14 protein-coding genes are annotated in these 15,369 nt (G+C 67.7%); 8 read left to right on the top strand and 6 right to left on the bottom strand.

All coding sequences use genetic code 11. From position 1 onward, the window contains the following. Positions 1–49: 49 nt before the first annotated feature. Positions 50–316 carry a translation initiation factor IF-1 gene (infA, locus tag AO057_RS14325; protein ID WP_057676588.1) on the bottom strand — a complete coding sequence of 89 codons (267 nt, stop codon included), beginning with the start codon at positions 314–316 and terminating at the stop codon, positions 50–52. A gap of 37 nt (positions 317–353) precedes the next feature. Next, positions 354–590: a hypothetical protein gene (locus AO057_RS14320; RefSeq protein ID WP_057676587.1), complete on the bottom strand. Its 237-nt coding sequence runs from the start codon at positions 588–590 to the stop codon at positions 354–356. Between the two features lie 383 nt (positions 591–973). Here AO057_RS14320 and AO057_RS14315 point away from each other — a divergent pair, with 383 nt between their 5' ends. The 5 genes from AO057_RS14315 (at position 974) to AO057_RS14300 (ending at position 8,151) form a co-directional block, all read left to right on the top strand. Beyond that, positions 974–2,185: a GGDEF domain-containing protein gene (locus AO057_RS14315; protein WP_156404560.1), complete on the top strand. Its 1,212-nt coding sequence runs from the start codon at positions 974–976 to the stop codon at positions 2,183–2,185. 77 nt (positions 2,186–2,262) lie between these two features. Beyond that, a complete protein-coding gene (locus AO057_RS17855; RefSeq protein ID WP_057676585.1) occupies positions 2,263–5,160 on the top strand; it encodes a bifunctional diguanylate cyclase/phosphodiesterase in 2,898 nt (965 codons plus the stop codon). Positions 5,161–5,250: 90 nt separating this feature from the next. Further along, the gene (locus AO057_RS14305; RefSeq protein ID WP_057676584.1) at positions 5,251–6,327 is read left to right on the top strand and encodes an alpha/beta fold hydrolase; all 1,077 of its coding nucleotides are present in this window, start codon (positions 5,251–5,253) and stop codon (positions 6,325–6,327) included. Positions 6,328–6,434: 107 nt separating this feature from the next. Next, positions 6,435–6,587 carry a hypothetical protein gene (locus AO057_RS17850; RefSeq protein WP_156404559.1) on the top strand — a complete coding sequence of 51 codons (153 nt, stop codon included), beginning with the start codon at positions 6,435–6,437 and terminating at the stop codon, positions 6,585–6,587. Between the two features lie 91 nt (positions 6,588–6,678). Beyond that, positions 6,679–8,151: an RNB domain-containing ribonuclease gene (locus tag AO057_RS14300; RefSeq protein ID WP_057676583.1), complete on the top strand. Its 1,473-nt coding sequence runs from the start codon at positions 6,679–6,681 to the stop codon at positions 8,149–8,151. 27 nt (positions 8,152–8,178) lie between these two features. Here the strand turns inward: AO057_RS14300 and hppD are convergent, their stop codons facing one another. Then, positions 8,179–9,258 carry a 4-hydroxyphenylpyruvate dioxygenase gene (gene hppD, locus AO057_RS14295; RefSeq protein WP_057676582.1) on the bottom strand — a complete coding sequence of 360 codons (1,080 nt, stop codon included), beginning with the start codon at positions 9,256–9,258 and terminating at the stop codon, positions 8,179–8,181. A 310-nt stretch (positions 9,259–9,568) separates the two neighbouring features. Between hppD and ccoG the strand changes: the two genes are divergently transcribed. Continuing rightward, entirely contained in the window at positions 9,569–11,017 is a 1,449-nt protein-coding gene (gene ccoG, locus AO057_RS14290) for a cytochrome c oxidase accessory protein CcoG (protein ID WP_057677311.1), read from the top strand. A 55-nt stretch (positions 11,018–11,072) separates the two neighbouring features. Here the strand turns inward: ccoG and ytfE are convergent, their stop codons facing one another. Continuing rightward, the gene (ytfE, locus tag AO057_RS14285) at positions 11,073–11,804 is read right to left on the bottom strand and encodes an iron-sulfur cluster repair protein YtfE (RefSeq protein ID WP_057676581.1); all 732 of its coding nucleotides are present in this window, start codon (positions 11,802–11,804) and stop codon (positions 11,073–11,075) included. 139 nt (positions 11,805–11,943) lie between these two features. Next, positions 11,944–13,377 carry a class II fumarate hydratase gene (gene fumC / locus AO057_RS14280; RefSeq protein WP_057676580.1) on the bottom strand — a complete coding sequence of 478 codons (1,434 nt, stop codon included), beginning with the start codon at positions 13,375–13,377 and terminating at the stop codon, positions 11,944–11,946. 121 nt (positions 13,378–13,498) lie between these two features. On the opposite strand from fumC, the gene AO057_RS14275 reads away from it, so the two are divergent. Both AO057_RS14275 and AO057_RS14270 read left to right on the top strand, forming a co-directional pair. Then, positions 13,499–13,741 carry a DUF2789 domain-containing protein gene (locus tag AO057_RS14275; protein WP_057676579.1) on the top strand — a complete coding sequence of 81 codons (243 nt, stop codon included), beginning with the start codon at positions 13,499–13,501 and terminating at the stop codon, positions 13,739–13,741. 91 nt (positions 13,742–13,832) lie between these two features. Then, a complete protein-coding gene (locus AO057_RS14270; protein WP_057676578.1) occupies positions 13,833–14,339 on the top strand; it encodes a DUF1993 domain-containing protein in 507 nt (168 codons plus the stop codon). Positions 14,340–14,547: 208 nt separating this feature from the next. Here the strand turns inward: AO057_RS14270 and AO057_RS14265 are convergent, their stop codons facing one another. Beyond that, the gene (locus tag AO057_RS14265) at positions 14,548–15,189 is read right to left on the bottom strand and encodes a VOC family protein (protein WP_057676577.1); all 642 of its coding nucleotides are present in this window, start codon (positions 15,187–15,189) and stop codon (positions 14,548–14,550) included. Positions 15,190–15,369: the final 180 nt, after the last annotated feature.

Here is a 15,369-nt window from a genome sequence, read left to right as displayed (position 1 = left end):
GTCGCAATGCAACTTGTGACGCAGGGGGAATGACCGTCCGGCTGGACGGTCAACGGAACGTGCGCCGGGCCGGCGCGGGTGCGCCGCCGGTGCGGGGAGGGAGGTGGCGGAAGGTGATGCGGCCCTTGCCCAGGTCATAGGGCGAGAGCTCGAGCGACACCTTGTCGCCAGCCAGGATGCGGATGTGATGCTTGCGCATCTTGCCGCCGGTATAGGCGATCAGGCTGTGCCCGTTGTCCAGTGTCACGCGAAAGCGGGAATCGGGGAGCACTTCCTCGACCTTGCCTTCCATCTCGATCAATTCTTCCTTGGCCATGGGATATTCCTCGTGGGGTGTGACAGTGTAAGGGCGCTCAGGCCGCGCATTGGCGCTGTTGCAGCCAGCTGTGGCCTTCGGCCACCGCGTACTGCAGGGCGCCTTCGCGGGTGGCGAATTCGGGCACGAAGCGGTAAACACGGTCAGACGTGCCGCGGCCGCTGCCGCTACGGATGGACACGGAAGCCGTGTACTGGCCCGAATCGGTCGTTCGGGTGAGGGGTGAGACAAGGTACTTGCCCACCGAGAATGCATTTTCTAGGGTGGTAATCATCAAAACTAAAGGCGCGCGTATCAGTACGCGTCGCAAGAAACAGGAAAAACCGTCAGCCCTGGGGCTGGACGTTGCGGCACAAGCCGCTTTGGGTTTCGGTCCAGGGAAGGAAATACAGACCGGGGATAGGGCTCGCCGCAGAGAAGGGGAGTTTGACGACCGGGGGCCGGTGAGAACGGCCAGATGGTGAGGCGGGCGGCTTGTAGGTGCCGCGAACCAAGTCAGACAACAGCTGCTGCAAAGGTAAGCAAGTTGCAGCAACGTGGCGATTGTACGCGGTATTGTGGAATTGTGCCTATAAATCTTTTGTGGCCGCCTGGAGGGTCGGCAAAATGGCCATTCCGCCTTTCGGGAGGCCCCCTGGGCTCGCCAACAACTCGAACATGAGATACCTGGGCAGTACTTACATCGCCGTGGCCATCCTGGTCCTGACCTTTGTGCTGGGGCTCTATGTGGACGTGCGCAACGAGGACATGCACGTGCGCCATCTGGGCATCAGCACGCGCCTGGAGCGCATCGTGCGTCTGGAGCAGGAGCTCACCAGCCTGCTCAGCGGCGCCGTGCTCGAGGAAAAGCTGCTGCGCGTGAGCCGCTACGACAGCGTCGACGAACACCTCACCGCCACGGTCGGTACCGTGGCCGAACTCAGCCGCGAGCTGGAACTCTCGGGTGATATCTCCGTGCTGCTCGATCTGCAGAAAGGCCTGCGCGTCACCGAGGCGCGCTCCCTGCGCCACATGCGCGCGGGCAACTGGGGCCGGGCGCGCGCCGTGCTCTTCGAGGACGACTACGTGCTGGCCAAGAAGATCTACGAGATCACCACCGAATCCGTCATCAGCGCGCTGAGCGACGAGCTGGCCGAGCGCGCCCGCCAGCTGGAGCAGATGCGCCAGCTGGCCTACGGCCTGCGCCTGGCGGCACTGGGCCTGCTGGTCTGGGTGGGCTGGATGTTCTCGCGCCGCCTGCGCAGCGAAGTGGCCGAGCAGGCGCGGCTGCAGCAGGAGATCGTCACGGCCAACGAGCAGCTGGAGCAAAGCGTGCGCGAGCGCACGGCCGAGCTGGAGGCCGCCAACCACCAGCTCGCCGCGCTCAGCAGCACCGATGCGCTGACCGGCCTGGCCAACCGGCGTCGTTTTGACGAAGTGTGGGAGTCCGAATGGCAGCGCGCCGCGCGCATGGGCCTGCCGCTGGCCCTGGCCCTGATCGACGTGGACTACTTCAAGGCCTACAACGACCACTACGGCCACCAGGCCGGCGATGCCTGCCTGCGCCAGGTGGCGTCGCTCCTGGCGGCCGAGGCGCGCCGTTCCGGCGAGCTGGTGGCGCGCTACGGCGGCGAGGAGTTCGTGCTCGTGCTGCCCGGCGCCACCGCGGCCGAGGCCCGCAACGTGGCCGAGCGCATCCGCGCCGCCGTGGAGGGCCGGGCCATGCCGCACGAACATTCGCCGGTGGCCGGCGTCGTCACCATCAGCATCGGGGTGGCCTCGGTGCGCGTGCAGCGCGCCGAACAGGCCGAGGCCCTGCTCAAAGAGTCCGACGTGGCCCTCTACCTCGCCAAGCACCAGGGGCGCAACCGCGTCATGACAGCGGCCTGAGACCACGGCCCGGTCGCTGCCAGCCGGTGTCGTCTCCGAGGGGACCGTGCGCGATAGCCCCATGTACCATTGCCGGCATGGGTTGCACCTTTCCCGTCCGCTGGTTTGCCCGTTCTGCCGTGCGCAGTTGTCTGCTGCTGGTCTGGGGGCTGGTGCTTGCCAGTGGTCTCGTGCCGGCCCAGACACTTTCGGGGCGCACGACCCCGGCCGTCACGGCCACGCCGGACGCGGGCAAGCAGGTGCTCCTGTTGCTGCAGCCCGGTTATGGCCGGCCCGGCGTGGATGCCTACGTCGCAAGCTTCGTGGCCACCTGGCGGCAGCTGGGCATGCCGGTCGAGAAGGTCTACGTGGAGTACCTGGACCTGGCGCGCAACCCGGACCCGGCCTACCGCAAGCTCAGCCGCGAACTGCTGCTGCACAAATACGCGAACCGCTCGCTGGACCTGATCGTCACCTTCCAGCAGACGCCGCTCAATTTCCTGCTCGAAGAACTGCCGACCCTGAGCCCGACGGCGCCGGTGATCGCCTCCAACGCGTCCATCAGTGCCGAACAGTCCAGCCGGAGCGGGCGGCGCTTCCTGCGCCAGGACGTCAGCTTCGACTATGCCGGCACCCTGGACATCGCCCTCAAGCTCTTTCCCGCCACCCGCAAGGTGCTGGTGCTGGGTGGCACCGGCGTGCCGGACCTGGCAGCGCGGCGCGAGCTCGAAGCCCTGGCGCCGCGCTGGCAGGGGCGGCTGCAGTTCGATTACACCAACGAGCTCAGCCACGAGCAGATCCTGCAGCGCCTGGCCCGGCTGCAGGCCGGCACCATCGTTCTGCGCACCACCTTCAACCGGGACGCCGCCGGCAAGACCTTCAGCTCGGCCGATGTCGGCGTGGAGTTCTCGCGCGTCACCAGCGTGCCCACCTTCTATATGTTCGACACCCGGTTCGGTGTCGAGTCCAGCGTGGGCGGCATGATGTATGCGATCGGCGCCGAGGGCGAGCGCGCCGCGCGTCTGGGCCATGACATCGTGTTGGGCCGGCTGCAGCTTCAGGAGGCGGTCACCCCGCTGCCCAGCCGCAGCGTGCCCATGTTCGACTGGGCCCAGCTGCAGCGCTGGGGCGCCGACACCTCGGTCCTGCCACCTGACAGCGTCATCATCCATCGCCCGCCCAGCCTGTACGAGGAGCACCGCAATGTGGTGCTGACCACCGGCGCGGCGCTGTTCGTGCTGTCGGGCATGGTGGTGGCGCTGACCCTGCAGAACCGGCGGCGTCTCGTTGCCGAACGCGAGGCGCGGATGAGCGAGGCCAGCGTCAAGATGCTGGTGGAGCATGCACCCGAAGCCATCGTCGTCTACGACTTGCAGACGCAGCGGTGCGTGGAGGCCAACCGCAACGCGGAACGGCTCTTCGCCTGCCCGCGCGAGGAGATCATGCGCTCCGACCTGCGGCGTTTTTTTGCACCGGACCCGGCCCAGCCTGCCGGGCTGTCGATCGGGCGTTTCCTCGACCAGACGCTGGCCAGCCTGCCGCCCGGGCAGCACGTGGTGCAGGAGTGCCGGGTGCGTCCTGTTGCTGAAGGTCGTGACGTGCTGTGCGAGATGAACCTGCTGCAGATGCCTACGCATCAGCACCGGCAGCTGCGCGTGAGCTTCGTCGACATCACCGAGCGGCGCGAGAACGAGGCGCGCATCCATCGCCTGGCCTTCTACGACCCCATGACGGACCTGCCCAACCGACGCCTGCTGATGGACCGGCTGGCCGTGGCCCTGCACACCGCGCAGCGCTCGGACGACTGCACCGCCGTGCTGTTCCTGGACCTGGACCACTTCAAGAACGTCAACGACGCCAGCGGCCATGCCGTGGGCGATGCCCTGCTGCAGCGGGTGGCCGAACGCCTGCGCAGCCTGCTGCGCGAGCAGGACACGGTGGCGCGCATCGGCGGCGACGAGTTCGTCATCCTGCTGCCCCAGGTGGGCAGCGACAAGCACGAGGCCAGCCTGGTCGCGCTGGGCGTGGCCGAGAAGATCCGCAAGGCGCTGCAGCAGCCGGTGGAGCTGGAGCACCAGGTCTATGCCTCGGGCTGCAGCATCGGCGTGACCCTGCTCACGCCGCAAAGCCGTTCGGTGGACGACCTGCTGCGCGAGGCCGATACCGCCATGTACCGCGCCAAGGCCTCGGGCCGCAATGCCATCGCCTTCTACGAGCCGGCCATGCACGCCGAGGTGCAGCAGCGGCTGGCGCTGGAATTCGACCTCAAGCACGCCATCGCCCTGGAGCAGCTTGCCATGCACCTGCAGACCCAGGTCGATGCGGCCGGGCGGCCCTGCGGCGCCGAACTGCTGCTGCGCTGGAAGCACCCCGTGCGCGGTTTCGTGTCGCCGGCGCAGTTCATCCCCCTGGCCGAATCCACCGGCCTCATCCTGGAGCTGGGTCACTGGGTGCTGGCGCAGGGCTGCCAGATGCTGGTCACGCTGGCGCAGGCCGGATACACGATGCCCCTGTCCATCAACATCAGCCCGCGCCAGCTGCGCGAGCACGATTTCGTGGCGCAGGTGCGTCGCGTGCTGGCCGACACTGGCGCCCCGGCGGACCGGCTCATCTTCGAGGTGACCGAGGGCCACCTTGTGGAAGACGTGGACAAGATCCTGGCGCGCATGCATGAACTGGCGGCCCTGGGCATCCGCTTTTCCATCGACGACTTCGGCACCGGCTACTCCAGCCTGGCCTACCTGAATCGCATGCCGCTGTACGAACTCAAGATCGACCGCAGCTTCGTGCAGGGCCTGCCCGATGACCTGCATGCGCGCGGCATCGTGGAAACCGTGCTGTCCATTGCGCGCAACTTCTCGCTGCACGTGGTGGCCGAGGGCGTGGAGACCCAGGCCCAGGCCGACTACCTGCGCAAAAGTGGCTGTCCCAGCCTGCAGGGTTACCTTTACGCGCGGCCGCTGCCGCTGCAGGATTGGCTGGCGCAGCAGGGCTGAGGCGCCAGGCGGGGTGCTGTCGGGCACTTTGTCCCGACCGCCTGCGCGCCATGCCTTGACACCCGGGGGCCCGCCGGGCGACCATGGGCCATGCCTTCTCAAACCATCCGTTTCTGCCAGGCGCGCGACGGCGTGCGCCTGGCCTATGCCGTCGAAGGCCAGGGTCTGCCGCTGGTGCGGGCCGCGCACTTCCTGACCCACCTCGAATTCGACATCGAAACCCCGGTCTGGCGCCCCTGGCTGCAGGAGCTCAACCGTGGCCACCAGCTGGTGCGCTACGACGGCCGCAATTGCGGCCTGTCCGACAGCAGCGCCACCGAGCCCACGCTGGACGACTGGGTGGCCGACCTGGAGGCCGTGGTGGATGCGGCCGGGCTGGAGCGCTTCACCCTGCTGGGCTGTTCGCAGGGTTGCGCCATTTCCATCGCCTACGCCGTACGCCACCCGGAGCGTGTCAGCGCGCTCGTGCTGTTCGGCGGTTATCTGCGCGGGATCGCACGGCGCGAGCTGGCGCCCGAGCAGTTGCGCGAGGCCAGGCTCATGCTCGATCTGGTGGAGCTGGGCTGGGGCCGCGAGAACCCGGCTTTCCGGCAGGTCTATACATCGCTCTTCATCCCGGGCGGCACGCTGGAGCAGATGGAATGGTTCAACGAGCTCGAACGCCGCTCGACCACCCCGGCCAATGCCCTGCGCACGCTGCGCGCGCTCAGCGATCTGGACGTGAGCGATCAGGCGCGCCAGGTGCAGTGCCCCACGCTGGTCCTGCACGCGCGCGGCGATGCCCGCGTGCCTTTCGAGGAGGGCCGGCGGGTGGCCGGCGCCATACCCGGCGCGCAGTTCGTGCCGCTGGAAGGCCGCAACCACGTGCTGCTGCAAGACGAGCCGGCCTTCGCGCAATGCATGGAGCAGATCCGCGATTTCATGGCGCGCCACGGCCAGGACCAGGCGGCGCCCCGGCTGGACCTGACGCCGCGCGAACACGAACTGCTGGAGCTGCTGGCCCATGGCCTGGACAACCTGCAGATCGCCGCCCACCTGGGCCTGGCCGAGAAGACCGTGCGCAACAAGGTCAGTGCCGTCTTCGACAAGCTGCAGGTGGAAACCCGCGCCCAGGCCATCGTCAAGGCGCGCATGGCGGGCTACGGCCTCAAAGCCCTGCCGCGCTGAAGCTGCGCGTGGCGGGACGGGTGTCCCGGGTCGGCGCCGGGACGCCCGTCATCTGTGCAGATCAGCCCGGTGGCGGTGCAATGAGGCCATCACCACCGGAGATCGCCATGCACCACATTCCCGCCCTTGCCAGCCAGCCCGTTTCCCTGATGGCTCCCTTGCGCCAGGCCGGCCGTGCCCTGGCCGCCTGGGGCCTGCGCCAGTGGCAGGCCCTGTGCGCGCAGGCCGAACGCCCGGGCCGCCAGGTGCCGTACTACTGAAGAGCGCCGCGTCGACGACCGCGACGTTTCATCGCGGGGCAGGCCCCGGCAAGGGCGCACAATCAGGCCGCCTACCAGCCCAGGGGTTCTGATGCGCCACGCCTTGATCCATCACCGCACCGATCTGTCGACGATTGCCAGCTGGGCCATGTTCAGCCGCGGCCTGCAGCCCGAGTTCCCGCCGGCGGTGCAGCAGCAACTGGCCCGGCTCAAGGGCCCGGCGCAGGAGCAGGACAGCCGCATCCGCGACCTCAGCGCGCTGCCCTGGTGCTCCATCGACAACGATGACTCGCGCGATCTGGACCAGCTCACCGCGGGCGAGGTGCTGCCGCACGGCCGCATGCGTCTCTTCGTCGCCGTGGCCGACGTGGACGCGCTGGTGAAAAAAGGCTCTCCCGTCGACGAGCATGCGCGCATCAACACCACCTCGGTCTACACCTCGGCGCGCGTTTTTCCCATGCTGCCCGAGCGCCTGAGCCACGACCTCACCTCGCTCAACCCCGATGAAGATCGCCTGGCCGTGGTCTGCGAAATGGAGTTCAGCGACGACGGCATCATGACCGCCTCCGTCATCTACCGTGCCCGCGTGCGCAACCAGGCGCAGCTGGCCTACGACACCGTGTCCGACTGGCTGGAGGACCAGGGCGAGCTGCCCGCCGTCGCCCGTCGCATCGCCGGCCTGGACGCGCAGCTGCATCTGCAGGACGCGCTGGCGCAGAAGCTGCGCGTGCTGCGCCGCGCCGAAGGCTCGCTGGAATTCGAGACCTTCCAGCCGCGCGCGCTGTTCGACGGCGAGCGCATCACCGACATCCGCCTGCAGCCGCAGAACCGTGCGCGCCAGCTGATCGAGGAATTCATGATCGCCACCAACGGCTGCACCGCACGCTACCTGGCGGCGCAGGGCGCGGCCTCGCTGCGGCGTGTGGTGCGCTCGCCCGAGCGCTGGTTGCGCATCGTCGAAGTGGCGCAGGGCTACGGCACGGCGCTGCCGCACGAGCCCGACGCCAGGGCGCTGGAGGCCTTCCTGGCCCGGCAGCACCGGCTGGACCCGCTGCGCTTTCCGGACCTGTCACTCGTCATCGTCAAGCTCATGGGTTCGGGTGAATACGTGGTGGAGCGCCCGCAGGGCCCGCCCATCGGCCATTTCGGCCTGGCCGTGCAGGACTACATGCACTCCACGGCGCCCAACCGCCGTTACCCGGACCTCATCACCCAGCGCCTGCTCAAGGCGGCACTGGCCGGCGAGCGGCCGCCATACTCCAACGAGGAGCTGGCCGAGCTGGCGGCGCACTGCACCGCGCAGGAAGACGCCGCGCAGAAGGTGGAGCGGCAGGTACGCAAGTCCGAGGCGGCACTCCTGCTGCATGACCGCATTGGCCAGCGTTTTGACGCCCTGGTCACCGGCATCAGCCCCAGCGGCACCTGGGTGCGCATCTTCGAGCCGCCGGCCGAGGGCCGCCTCACGGGCGATCTACCCGAACTGCGGGTGGGGCAGGCGCTGCGCGTGAAGCTGGTTTCCACCTCGGTGGAGCGCGGCTTCATCGACTTCGTGCTCGCGCACTGACGGAAGTCGGCTGACGCGCCGGGCGCCTCAGTTGCCCACTTTCAGCGCGCCGCGGCGGATCTGGTCGCGCTCCAGGCTTTCGAACAGGGCCTTGAAGTTGCCCTCGCCAAAACCCTCGTCGGCCTTGCGCTGGATGAACTCGAAGAACACCGGGCCCAGCAGCGTCTCGGAGAAGATCTGCAGCAGCAGGCGTGGCCGTCCGTCCTTGGTGGAGCCGTCGAGCAAAATGCCGCGCGCCTGCAGTTCGGGCACGGGCTCGCCGTGGCCGGGCAGGCGCTCGGCCAGCATGTCGTAATAGATGTCGTTGGGCGCTGTCATCAGCGGAATGCCGGCAAGCTGCAGTGCATCCACGCTCTCGATCAGGTTGTCCGTCAGCAGGGCGATGTGCTGGATGCCCTCGCCGCTGAACTTCATCAGGTACTCCTCGATCTGGCCCGTGCCGCGGCCCGATTCCTCATTCAGCGGGATGCGGATCAGCCCGTCGGGCGCCATCATGGCGCGGCTGGTCAAGCCGGTGTACTCGCCTTTGATGTCGAAGTAGCGGATCTCGCGGAAGTTGAAGATGCGTTCGTAGAAGGCGCCCCAGAAGGCCATGCGGCCGCGGTAGACGTTGTGCGTCAGATGGTCGATCACCTGGAAGCCATGGCCGCGCGGGTGGCGGTCCACGCCCTCGATGAATTCGAAGTCGATGTCGTAGATGCTCTTGCCGTCCTCGAAGCGGTCGATCAGATAGAGCGACGCGCCGCCGATGCCCTTGATCGCCGGCAGGCGCAGCTCCATGGGCCCGGTGGGAACGTCCACCGGCTGCGCGCCCAGCTCCAGCGCACGGGCATAGGCCTGGTGTGAATCGCGCACACGAAAGGCCATGGCGCAGGCGCTGGGGCCATGCTCGGCGGCAAAGTAGCCGGCCAGGCTGCGCGGTTCGCGGTTGACGATGAAGTTGATGTGGCCCTGGCGGTAGAGCAGCACGTCCTTGCTGCGGTGGCGTGCTACCAGGGAGAAGCCCATCTTCTCGAACAGGGGCTCCAGGGTGTTGGGCGCGGGCGAGGCGAATTCAACGAACTCGAAGCCGCACAGGCCCATGGGATTGTCGAACAGATCAGCCATGAGAGGTCTCCAGAAAAAATGATCAATGCGCGGGCACGCAGGCCCCGCCGTTGTTGTGTCAACAGCGGCGCCAAGGCGGCGCGCAGGGCCGCCCGCGCGTGCTGCGCGCCAGGTGCTGGCCGATGATCAGGAACTGGGTGGACATGGAATGTCTTGACTGGTCTCAAGGTTAACGCATCCGGCTGACAGGACCGATGCGGGCAACCCGCCCGGCTAAACCCTGCGTGGGGCAGGTGTATATGACCCGCATCAAGGCAAACCCTATAAGATTCACAACAGATACATCTATAGGGCCTGCGCCTTGCCGCCCATGACCGACCCCACCCCCGCCCGCATCATCCCCATCCAGCCCCAGGCTCCGGACCCGGAGCTCATGGTCTCGCTCTACGAGAAGCAGAAGAAGATCTACCCCCGCGCCGTCAGCGGCTGGTTCGCCCGCTGGCGCTGGACCATGGTCTGGCTCACCCAGCTCGTGTTCTACGGCCTGCCCTGGCTGCAGTGGAACGAACGCCAGGCCGTGCTGTTCGACCTGAACGAACGACGCTTCTACGTGCTGGGCCTGGTGCTGCACCCGCAGGACTTCATCTACCTCGCGGCGCTGCTGGTGATCTCGGCCATGGCCCTGTTCTTCTTCACGGCGGTGGCCGGGCGCCTGTGGTGCGGCTACGCCTGCCCGCAGACGGTCTACACCGAGATGTTCCTCTGGGTAGAGCGCCACACCGAAGGCGACCGCAGCGCGCGCATGCGCCTGGACGCCGCTCCCTGGAGCGCGCAGAAGATCGCCCGCAAGGGCAGCAAGCAGATCATGTGGCTGGCCATCGGCCTGTACACCGGCTTCACCTTCGTCGGTTATTTCACGCCCATCCACACCCTGGCGGCAGAGGCGGCCGCGCTGTCCTTCTCGCCCTGGGAATGGTTCTGGGTGCTGTTCTACGGTTTGGCCACCTACGGCAACGCCGGCTACCTGCGCGAGCAGGTCTGCAAGTACATGTGCCCCTACGCCCGTTTCCAGAGCGCGCTGATCGACATGGATTCGCTGGTCATCGCCTACGACAGCCAGCGTGGCGAGGCGCGCGGCTCGCGTTCGCGCCAGGCCGATCCCAAGGCCCTGGGCCTGGGTGACTGCATCGACTGCACCCTGTGCGTTCAGGTCTGCCCCACGGGCATCGACATCCGCCAGGGCCTGCAGAACGAATGCATCGCCTGCGCCGCCTGCATCGACGTCTGCGACGACGTCATGGACAAGATGGGCTACGCCCAGGGCTTGATCCGCTATTCATCGGGCAACGCCATCGTCAAGTCCTGGTCGCCCGCGCAGATGCTGCGCCGTGTCTGGCGCCCGCGGGTGCTGATCTATGGCGCCTTGCTTCTGGCCATGAGCCTGGCCTTCGTGGTCAGCCTCTCGCTGCGCCAGGGTTTCGTGGTCGACGTCATCAAGGACCGCGGCGCCATGGCGCGTGTGGTGGGGCAGGGCGTGGTGGAGAACGTCTACCGCATGCAGATCACCAATGGCAGCGAACACCCGCAGCACTACCGCATCGGCGTGGCCGGGCTGGAGGGGCTGGCCATCGTCACGCCCACCGAACTGGCGGTCGACGCGCTGGACATCGGCACCCTGCCGCTGCGCCTGACCTTGCCGCCTGAAACCGCCCAGGCCCACCCGGGCCAGGCCAGGCCCATCGTGTTCACGGTCACCACGGTGCAGGAGGGCGAGGAGAAGACCACGCGGGTGAAGTCCACCTTCCTGGTGCCGCGCTGAGCCGGGCAAAAAAAAGCCCGGCCGGCCCGCAGGCCGACCGGGCGCTCGTGCCGCTTCAGCCGCAACCGCAAGCCGAACCCGAGCCGCAGCCCTGCGCCGGCTGCGGCGTCTCGAACTGCGGGAACAGCACGTTGTTCTCCAGGTGGATGTGGTTGATCAGATCCTCGTTGAGCTGGGCGATGCCGGCGTACAGCGCGCGCCAGGTGTTGCAGGCGCCTTGGGGCGGCGTGGCGTCGTGGGTGAGGGCGGCCAGGCGTTCCAGGGCCTCGCCGTGGTCCACGTGCTCGTGCCGCATCATGCCGATGGGCTGCACCACGAAGGCGTTGCCGCCGGCCTTGAGCATGGGGAACAGGATCTGCTCCTCCTTCATCATGTGCGAGAGCAGCTCCTGCTCCATGTGCTCCAGGAAGTCGGCCAGCCCGGCGGGCACGTCCGGGTTATCGCGGTGCACGGCCTCCACCCGGCGCGCCATGCGGATCAGCTCGGGCAGCTGCGCGCGGTGCACCTCGTGGTAACGGGCCAGGATGTGGTCGATCAGCGCGCCAGGCTCGCTGGCGGCCGGCATCGTGCTGGGGCGCTGCAGGGCGCCCAGCTCTTCCATCAGGGCGGGGAGGTCCAGGCCCTTGTCGGCCGCGGCGTCGCGCAGGCTGACCTGGCCGCCGCAGCAGAAGTCCAGCTTCAGGCGGCGGAACACGGCGGTGGCACCGGGCAGCTGCACGGCGATCTGGCCGATGGCCTGGTCGGCGCTCAGGGTGTCGGGGGCGGTGGTTTCCAGTCGGGCGTTCATCACAATACTCCATGTCTGTATGAGGTGCAGCCATTATGAATTTGAAGAAATACTTTGTGCATATCTTCAAGTTGATCTGGCGCAAGCTTCAGCCATTTGGGGCGGATGCCCCTGGAGCGCGCAGGGAAATCGTGGGCCTTCAGGCCGGCCCGGGGGGTGTCGCAGGCCGCACCATGTGGGCCGGGTTCACCCAGCGGTCGAAGTCCGCCGCGCTCACATGGCCCAGCGCCAGCGCCGCCTCGCGCAGGGTGCAACCATCGTGGTGCGCGCGCTTGGCGATCTCGGCGGCGCGGTCGTAGCCGATGTGCGGGGTCAGCGCCGTCACCAGCATCAGCGAGCGGTCCAGCAGTTCCTGGATGCGCTCGCGCCGGGGTTCGATGCCTTGCGCGCAAAACGCGTCGAAGCTGGCCATGCCGTCGGCCAGCAGGCGGATGCTCTGCAGCAGGTTGTGGGCGATCAGCGGCTTGTAGACGTTGAGCTCGAAATTCCCCGAGGCCCCGCCCAGGGTGATGGCCACATCATTGCCCATGACCTGGCAGCAGAGCATGGTGAGCGCTTCGCACTGCGTGGGGTTCACCTTGCCCGGCATGATGGAACTGCCCGGCTCGTTCTCGGGGATGGTGATCTCGCCCAGGCCCGAGCGCGGGCCCGAGGCCAGCCAGCGCACGTCGTTGGCGATCTTCATCAGCGCCACCGCCAGCGTCTTGAGCGCGCCGTGCACGGCCACCGCGCCGTCGTGCGCGGCCAGTGCGGCGAACTTGTTGGGCGCGCTGGTGAAGGGCAGCTGCGCGCCGCGCGCCAGTTCGGCCGCGACCCGCGTGCCGAACTCGGGGTGCGTGTTCAGGCCCGTGCCCACCGCCGTGCCGCCGATGGCCAGCGGGTAGAGCGAGGCCAGCGTGGCGTGGATCAGCGTTTGCGCATGCTCCAGCTGCGCCGCATACCCCGAGAATTCGTCGCCCAGCGTCAGCGGCGTCGCGTCCTGCAGGTGGGTGCGGCCGATCTTCACGATGTCGCCGAAGTCCGCCGCCTTGGCCGTCAGCGTCTTACGCAGCCGGGCCAGCGCCGGCAGCAGCGACACGGAGATGCTGTGCGCCGCCGCCAGGTGCATGGCCGTGGGGAACACGTCGTTGGACGACTGGCCCAGGTTCACGTCGTCATTCGGGTGCACCAGCCGGGCGGCGCCGCGCGGGCCGCCCAGCAGCTCGGAAGCCCGGTTGGCCAGCACCTCGTTCATGTTCATGTGGCTCTGCGTGCCCGAGCCGGTCTGCCAGACCGAGAGCGGGAACTCGGCGTAGTGCTCGCCGTCCAGCACTTCTTCCGCCGCGCTGGCGATGGCCATGGCCTTGTCGGGCGCCAGCAGGGCCAGCTCCAGGTTCACGCGGGCGCTGGCCAGCTTGACCATGGCCAGCGCCTGGACGATCTCCACCGGCATGCGCTCGGTGGAGATGTCGAAGCAGGCCAGCGAGCGCTGCGTCTGCGCGCCCCAGAGCCGCCCGGTGGGTACCTCGATGGGGCCGAAGCTGTCGTGCTCGGTGCGTGTGGGCGCGGGGGGAGGGGGGGTGCTGAGGGACATGGTGATGCTCCCGTGCTGCGGTGGGTCATTCCACCGCCACCATTGTGCGCCGCGCCAGATGCGGGTTCAATACAGCCTGTGCCCCCGGCACTGCCGGGCACGGCCAGAAAGGAAACCTGTCATGTCGCCCCACTACCACCGGTTCTGTGAACTGTTCGCCCAGCTGGGCCTGCCCGCCGATGTGCCCAGCATCGCCGCCTTCATCCAGAGCCATTCGCCGCTGCCCCCCGCCACCCGGCTGGAAGACGCGCCCTTCTGGACGCCGGCCCAGGCTGCGCTGCTGCGCGAGCAGCTGGTGGACGATGCCGACTGGGCCGAAGTGACCGACCAGCTCAACCTGGCCCTGCGCGCCGCCCGGCCCTGAAACGCCCCGCGGCAAAGCCCTTGCGCCAGCAGGTGCTGGCCGGCGGCACCACAATGCGCGCTGTTTCATTGCCATCACCCCGGAGACTTCCATGAGCATTTCCATGTACCAGGCCAGCGTGCCGCGTTTCATCAACATCCTCGGCAACCTCAGCGCCATCCTGGACAAGGCGCAGGCCCATGTGCTGGCGAAGAAGCTGGACGAGACCGCGCTCACCGGTTTTCGCCTCTACCCCGACATGCTGCCCATGGCCCGCCAGGTCATGATCGTCACCGACACCGCCAAGGGCCTGGCCGCGCGCCTGGCCGGCGTGGAGATCCCGGTCTACGAAGACACGGAGAAGACCATGGCCGAACTGCAGGCCCGCATCGCCAAGACCATCGCCTACCTGCAGAGCTTCAAGCCCGCGCAGATCGACGGCACGGAAGACAAGGAAATCGTCATCAAGCGCGGCGACAAGGAAACCCGCTACACCGGCATGCAGTTCATGCTGGGCCACGCCGTGCCCAACTTCTACTTCCACGTCACCACCACCTACGCCATCCTGCGGCACAACGGCGTGGAGATCGGCAAGCGGGACTATCTGGGCAATCCCTGATTGGTCACCGGGCGCGGCGTTTCGGTGGCGCAGGCGGCCAGTGTCATCATCCGCCTCGCGGCTCAGGCGCCATGCCAGCGCGGTTCGCTTGGCTCGAACGTAGAGCGACTGCTTCACTGATTGCAACCGTCCGCAACGGGTTGGCAAGAGACATTCAGAACAAAACGGGGCCTTTCGGCCCCGTTCTCCTTGGCGCTCGCGCTCCAGCTCACTCGTAGTCAAAATCCTCGCGGTAATCATCGGGATTGATCCCCTCCGCGCGCAGCGGCTCCACCAGGCGATAACGCGTGACCTTGGCGGAGGCGGTGATGTAGCCCTTGATGACGATCTCGCGCGTCACCGGGCTGTGCATTTCGCTGGCCAGCAGTTCGATGACGCGGGTGGTCTTGCGTCGCGCCAGCATGCGGAACAGGGCCGGCACATGGGCCAGCAGGCGCTGCAGCAGCTGCTCGGCGTCGGGATACCACTGGCCCTGCTTGGGCAGCTCGGGCACGAAGCCCCACTCGTCTTCGGTCAGCGCGCGCCACAGCACGATGGAGTGGCCGTCGGCGTCGCTGACGCAGGCCATCTCCTCCAGCTCCGGCGTGCGCATGGGCTCGTAGCGGGCCGCGGCGCCGGCGGCCAGCAGGGCCTGATAGGCCTCCTGCACATTGCCGACCGTCAGGCGCAGCGAGACCCTGGACTCGATGGCGGGCACCTGCAGCAGGCGGATGGCCACGTTGCCGGTGTCGATGTCCAGGTAGCCCTCGCCGCGGCGCGACTCGGCAAAACCCATGACATCGCGCCACAAGCGGGCGGCGCGTTCCAGATCCTTGACCGGCACGACCAGATGGCTGATTCCAAAGAACATGTGATGACCCAAGACGAGTGATAGGCGGCGAATGGTAGCAGCGACGGGGTGGCACTGCGCGGATTTTGGCAGCCGGGCCCGCCTGTACCGACGATCCGGCGCCTGGCACCCCGCTGTCGTGCGGTGTGCAGAGGTGATTACACTCCCGGACCAAGCCCCAGCATTCCACAGGAAAGAAGA

This window comes from Curvibacter sp. PAE-UM (assembly GCF_001432305.1).
Lineage (GTDB): Bacteria > Pseudomonadota > Gammaproteobacteria > Burkholderiales > Burkholderiaceae_C > Hylemonella.
This window is presented reverse-complemented; position numbering and strand designations above follow the sequence as displayed.